The organism is Micromonospora sp. NPDC047465, assembly GCF_040643125.1.
Classification (GTDB): domain Bacteria; phylum Actinomycetota; class Actinomycetes; order Mycobacteriales; family Micromonosporaceae; genus Micromonospora.
This window is the reverse complement of the sequence record NZ_JBEYTP010000080.1, coordinates 11,964-16,952: the sequence shown is the minus strand read 5'-3', so window position 1 is coordinate 16,952 and position 4,989 is coordinate 11,964. Positions and strand designations below refer to the sequence as shown.

General features: G+C 76.2%; 5 protein-coding genes. 1 reads left to right on the top strand and 4 read right to left on the bottom strand.

What is annotated here, in order from left to right; all coding sequences use genetic code 11:
• Positions 1–102: 102 nt before the first annotated feature.
• Entirely contained in the window at positions 103–1,095 is a 993-nt protein-coding gene (locus ABZ793_RS33440) for a WYL domain-containing protein (RefSeq protein WP_357464773.1), read from the bottom strand.
• Between the two features lie 232 nt (positions 1,096–1,327).
• Here ABZ793_RS33440 and ABZ793_RS33435 point away from each other — a divergent pair, with 232 nt between their 5' ends.
• Complete coding sequence (locus ABZ793_RS33435; protein WP_357464771.1) at positions 1,328–2,326, top strand: tyrosine-type recombinase/integrase; 999 nt, start codon at positions 1,328–1,330, stop codon at positions 2,324–2,326.
• Positions 2,327–2,433: 107 nt separating this feature from the next.
• Here the strand turns inward: ABZ793_RS33435 and ABZ793_RS33430 are convergent, their stop codons facing one another.
• The 3 genes from ABZ793_RS33430 to ABZ793_RS33420 form a co-directional block, all read right to left on the bottom strand.
• A complete protein-coding gene (locus tag ABZ793_RS33430; RefSeq protein WP_350705553.1) occupies positions 2,434–2,805 on the bottom strand; it encodes a VOC family protein in 372 nt (123 codons plus the stop codon).
• 63 nt (positions 2,806–2,868) lie between these two features.
• A complete protein-coding gene (locus tag ABZ793_RS33425; RefSeq protein ID WP_357464768.1) occupies positions 2,869–3,354 on the bottom strand; it encodes a TrkA C-terminal domain-containing protein in 486 nt (161 codons plus the stop codon).
• Entirely contained in the window at positions 3,354–4,880 is a 1,527-nt protein-coding gene (locus ABZ793_RS33420) for a potassium/proton antiporter (protein WP_357464766.1), read from the bottom strand. Before ABZ793_RS33420 ends, ABZ793_RS33425 begins: the two co-directional genes overlap by 1 nt.
• Positions 4,881–4,989 lie beyond the last annotated feature (109 nt).

Below are 4,989 nucleotides of genomic sequence, written 5' to 3'. Positions count from 1 at the left end.
GACCCCCCCCCCCCCGCGCCGCCCCCCCGCGCCCCATCACAAACCCCCCCCAACCCCCCCCCCGGGGGGGGGGGCGGGGGCCCGCCCCCCCCCCGCCCCCGGTCACGCCCGGCGGCACGCCGCGGGCGGATAGAGCGCGGCCAGGGCGTGCGCGGTGGCGGCGAGCCGGTCGCGCAGCTCGGCCGGCGCGAGCACCTCCACCTGCGCGCCGAGCTTGAGCAGCTCCACGTGGCCGTGCTTCACCGACTCGATCGGCACCGTCGTGTGCACCCAGCCGGCCGGGTCCGGCTCGGAGGCGGCCGCCCGCGCCGCCCGGCTCATCGCCGGCGGCAGGACGTGCGCCGCCAGCTCCAGCGCGGCCGTCGTCATCCGCACCCGGGCCTCCTCCCGGTACACGCCGCGCTCGTACCGGTCGGCGTGCTCCTGCCAGCAGCGGGCCAGGTCGAAGCCGTCCGGCCGGTCGAACCGTTCGTCGAGGACGGTCAGGGCCAGGACCGCCGCGACCCGGTAGGTGCGCACCTGCCCGCCCGCGTCGGCCACCAGGTACCAGCGGCCGGCCTTGAGCACCACGCCCAGCGGGGCCAGCGTCCGGGTCACCTCCCGCGGGGCCTTCCACCGTCGGTAGCGCACCTCGACGCGCCGGTCCTCCCACACCGCCCGGGCCAGCTCGGCCAGGTGCGGCGTGGGTTCGGGCTCCCGGAACCAGGTGGGGGCGTCGAGGTGGAACCGCTGCCGGATCCGGCCGCCCCGGTCGGCCAGCTCCGCCGGCAGGGCGGCGCGCAGCTTCAGCTCGGCGGCGGCGAGCACCGACCCGAGGCCCAGCTCGGCGGCGGGGCCGGGCATGCCGGCCAGGGACAGCGCCTCCGCCTCGCCGGCGGTCAACCCGGTGAGCCGGGTGCGGTAGCCGTCGACCAGCCGGTAGCCGCCGGCGGGGCCGCGATCGGCGTAGACCGGCACCCCGGCCGCGCCGAGCGACTCCACGTCCCGGTAGACGGTGCGCACCGACACCTCCAGGGCCTCGGCCAGCTCCGGGGCGGTCATCCGGCCCCGGGTCTGCAGGAGCAGCAGCAGGGAGACCAGCCGACTCGCGCGCACCGCCCGACCGTACCGCCCCCGGCCGGCGGCAGACCGGTGGCCAGGGGCGGTCGAGCCGTGCCGGGGCACCCTCGTGATGGCCACGCCACGACGCCTGGCTCGCCGGGGCGGTCGGCTTCCGCCGGCGCTGGCGGATGGTCGACCGGCGGGTCGCCGAGGAGCCGGCGGCGGCGCCGATCACGTCTGGCGCGCCTCCTCCCGTTTGCCAGCCGGAGCTGAGAACCTTTTTCACATGCTGTCCCCGAACGCCCCGGCGCGGTCCCGTCAGTCGCCCCCGCCGGCCCTGCCCGTCGGGCCCACCGACTTCACCGAGGCGTGGCTGCGCAACCGGCGGCTGTCCGAGCACACCCGCGACGCGTACCGGCGGGACGTCGCCGGGTGGCTCGCCTGGTGCGCCGCCCGTGAGCTGGACCCGCTGTACGCGAACTTCCTGCACGTCAACGAGTACGCCCGGGGGCTGGAGGCGACGCTGGCCGCGCGCAGCGGCAAGCCGCTCACCCCGGCCACGGTCGCCCGACGGCTCTCGGCCCTGTCGAGCTGGTACGACTTCCTGGTCAAGCTGCGGGCCGTGGACGCCAACCCGGTCGCCGGCGCCGACCGGCCCCGCATCGACCGGGACCACTCCGCCACGGTGGGGCTCAGCCCGGAGGAGGTGGACGCGCTGCTCGCCGCCGCCGAGGCCGACACGGGGCCGACCGCCGCCCGCAACCGTGCCGCGATCGCGCTGCTGGCCGACCTCGGGCTGCGCGTCGGGGAGCTGGTCTCGCTCGATTTGACCGACCTGGGCGCCGAGCGGGGGCACCGCAGCGTCCGGTTCGTCGGCAAGGGCGGCAAGTCCCGCCGCCGCGCCCTGACCCCTGGCACCGCGTACGCGGTCGACGCGTACCTGGCCCAGCGGGCTGCCGCCCAGGGTGTGGCGGTGCACGAGCTGACCGGCCCGCTGCTGGTCACCGCGACCGGGGCCCGGCTGGACCGGCACGCCGTGTTCCGGCTGGTACGCCGGCTGGCCCGGGCGGCCGGCATTCCGGCCTGGGCGAAGCTGTCGCCGCACTCGCTGCGGCACGCCTTCGCCACCACCGCCCGGGCCGAGGGTGTCCCGCTGGAGGACGTGCAGGACGCGATGGGCCACGCCGACCCGCGCACCACCCGCCGCTACGACCGGGACCGGCACAACCTCGACCGCGACCCCGCGTACGCCATCTGGGCGGCCCGGGCCCGCCGCCGCGGCTGACACCGACGTCCGCGCGCCCGGTGGTGCCGCGCGGCGTTTCCCTCGCGCGCGGCACCACCGGGCGCCTGCCGTGGGCCGCCCTGCGGGTGGCCGCCGCCTGGAGTGGGTCAGCCCTGCGGACGGGGGCAGATGCAGAACGGCTGCCCGGCCGGGTCGGTCAGCACCACCCACCGGTCGCCGCCGGGCTGGAAGTCCGGCTTCGTGGCGCCGGCGGCGACGAACTCCTTCTCGGCCTGCGCGAGGTCGTCGACGTACAGGTCGAGGTGGTAGCGCTTGCCGGCGCCCTCGTCCGGCCAGGACGGCGGCCGGTACCCCTCGACCAGGCCGAAGCCCACGGCCACGCCCCCGGCGGTGACCATCGCGTACTCCGGCTGGCTGTGGGTGATCTCCCCACCGAGGACGCGCTGCCAGAACGCGGCGTGGGCGACGGGGTCGGGGCTGTCGAGGTTGACCATGGCGAGGTCGGCGGTGACTGTCATGCCCGGCAGTCTGCCGCGCGTACCTGACATCCACTGTCAGGTACGCGAGCATCTCGCGACGGTCTACGGGTCCGCGAGGGCGAGCAGGCGGCTCAGCGCCCCGATGCCCTCCTGGGTGCCGGCCGCGACCAGGACGTCGCCGTGAGCGAGGAGGTGCCCGTCCCCGGGCGCGGTGATCGTCCGGCCCGCGCGGAGCACGGCGATGACGGTCACGCCGCCGGTACGCGCGACTGCGTCGGCCAGGGGCCGGCCGTCGTAGGGCGACGCGGCCGTGACCGGCAGCTCGGCGACGCTGATCGCCCCGGGGTGCCGCTCCAGGTGCGTGACGTGGTCGACGGTGGCGACCGGGTGCAGCAGCTCGGCCACCTCCTGCGCCTCCGCGGGGCTGAGCGACAGCGACCGCTCGACGGTGTCCGGATCGCCGGGCGCGTACAGGACGAGGTCGCGCCGCCCGCCGCGGTGGCAGATGACCCCGAGCAGCTGCCCCTCGCTGGTGTGCACGGTGTAGCCGACGCCGATACCGGGCAGCGGGACACGTTCGATCTGCATCATTGCCTCCTGTCCTGGGATGGTGCGGTGTGCGCCTGGCCGGTCTCGCCGAACCAGGTGGCCAGCCGCCCGGCGCGCGCGACGGCCCGCAGGCGCCGTTCGGTGGCGTCGCGTACGGGTGGGGTGGTGAGCACGACGAGCTGGTCCCCGACGCGTAGCCGGGTGTGGTGGTCGGGCACGAAGGTGTCGTCGCCGCGGACGACGAGGGTGGTCGCGGCGGGCGGCGGCAGCCGCAGCTCGGGCAGGTAGACGCCGTGCAGGCGGGAGCCGGCCTCGACGGTGACGTGGATGAGGTCGGCGTCCATGGCGTCCAGCGGCGCCAGCTCGATCTGCAGGTCGGGCCCGACGTCGCGCGACGCGAGGCGGAGCCGGCGCGCCAGCCAGGGCAGGGTGGGCGCCTGGATGACCGTGAACACCACGACGAGCACGAAGACGATGTTGAAGACCTGCTCGCTGCCCGGAGCCCCCGCGACGACCGGGATGGTGGCCAGCACGATCGGCACGGCGCCGCGTAGTCCGGCCCACGACAGGAATGCCTGTTCGCGCAGCGGGATGCGGAACGCGGCCAGCGAGACCAGCACGGACGCGGGCCGGGCGAGCAGCAGCAGGGCCGTGCCGACCACGATCGCGGGGACGATCGCGGCGGGCAGCTCGCTGGGCGTGGCCAGCAGGCCGAGCATCACGAACAGGCCGATCTGGGCGATCCAGCCCAGCCCCTCGGCGACCGAGTGGGTGGCTCGCCGGTGTGCCAGGCCGGAGTTGCCGAGCACCAGCCCCGCCAGGTAGGCCGCGAGGAACCCGCTGGTCTGGGTCAGGCCGGCGACCGCGAACGCCAGCACTCCGCAGGCGACCGTCGCGATGGGGTACAGGCCGGAGGTCGGCAGGGTCAGCCGCCGCAGCAGCCACACGCCGGCCGCCCCGGTCACCACGCCGATCGCGCCGCCGGCGACCAGCTGGTAGGCCATCGTGCCGATCAGGGGCAGGGGGGCGACGGTGTCTAGGGTGGCGGCGCTGAAGGTGAGCACCAGGATCAGCGTCGGGGCGTCGTTGAGCCCCGATTCGGCCTCCACCAGGCTCGTCAGTCGTCGGGGCAGCGGCACCGACCGCAGGACGGAGAACACCGCCGCCGCGTCGGTGGACGACACGATCGCCCCCAGCAGCAGCGCCATCTGCCAGTCGACGTCCAGCAGCAGGTACGCCGCCCCCGCGGTGACCGCGACGCTGACGAACACGCCGACGGTGGCCAGCACCGACGCGGGCGCCAGCACGCCGCGTACGTCGCTGAACCTGGTGGTCAGGCCGCCCTCCACCAGGATGACCGCCAGCGCCGCCAGGCCCAGGGCCTGCGCCAGGGCCGCGTCGTCGAAGGGGAAGCCGGCGACGTCCTGGCCCAGCAGCAGGCCGACGCCGAGGTACGCCAGCAGGACCGGCATGCCCAGCCGGGTGGCCAACCGGGCCGCGCCGACGCTGGCCAGGACCACGCCGGTGCCGACGGCCAGCGTCACGTACAGCTCGCCGAGGTTCACGTCGACCCCCTCGCGCCCGGGGCGGATGCGTCGTCGCGCCCGCCCCGGGCGCCGGCTACGCGGCGAAGTAGCGCAGCCACACGTACCCCCACGCGATCACCGTGGTCAG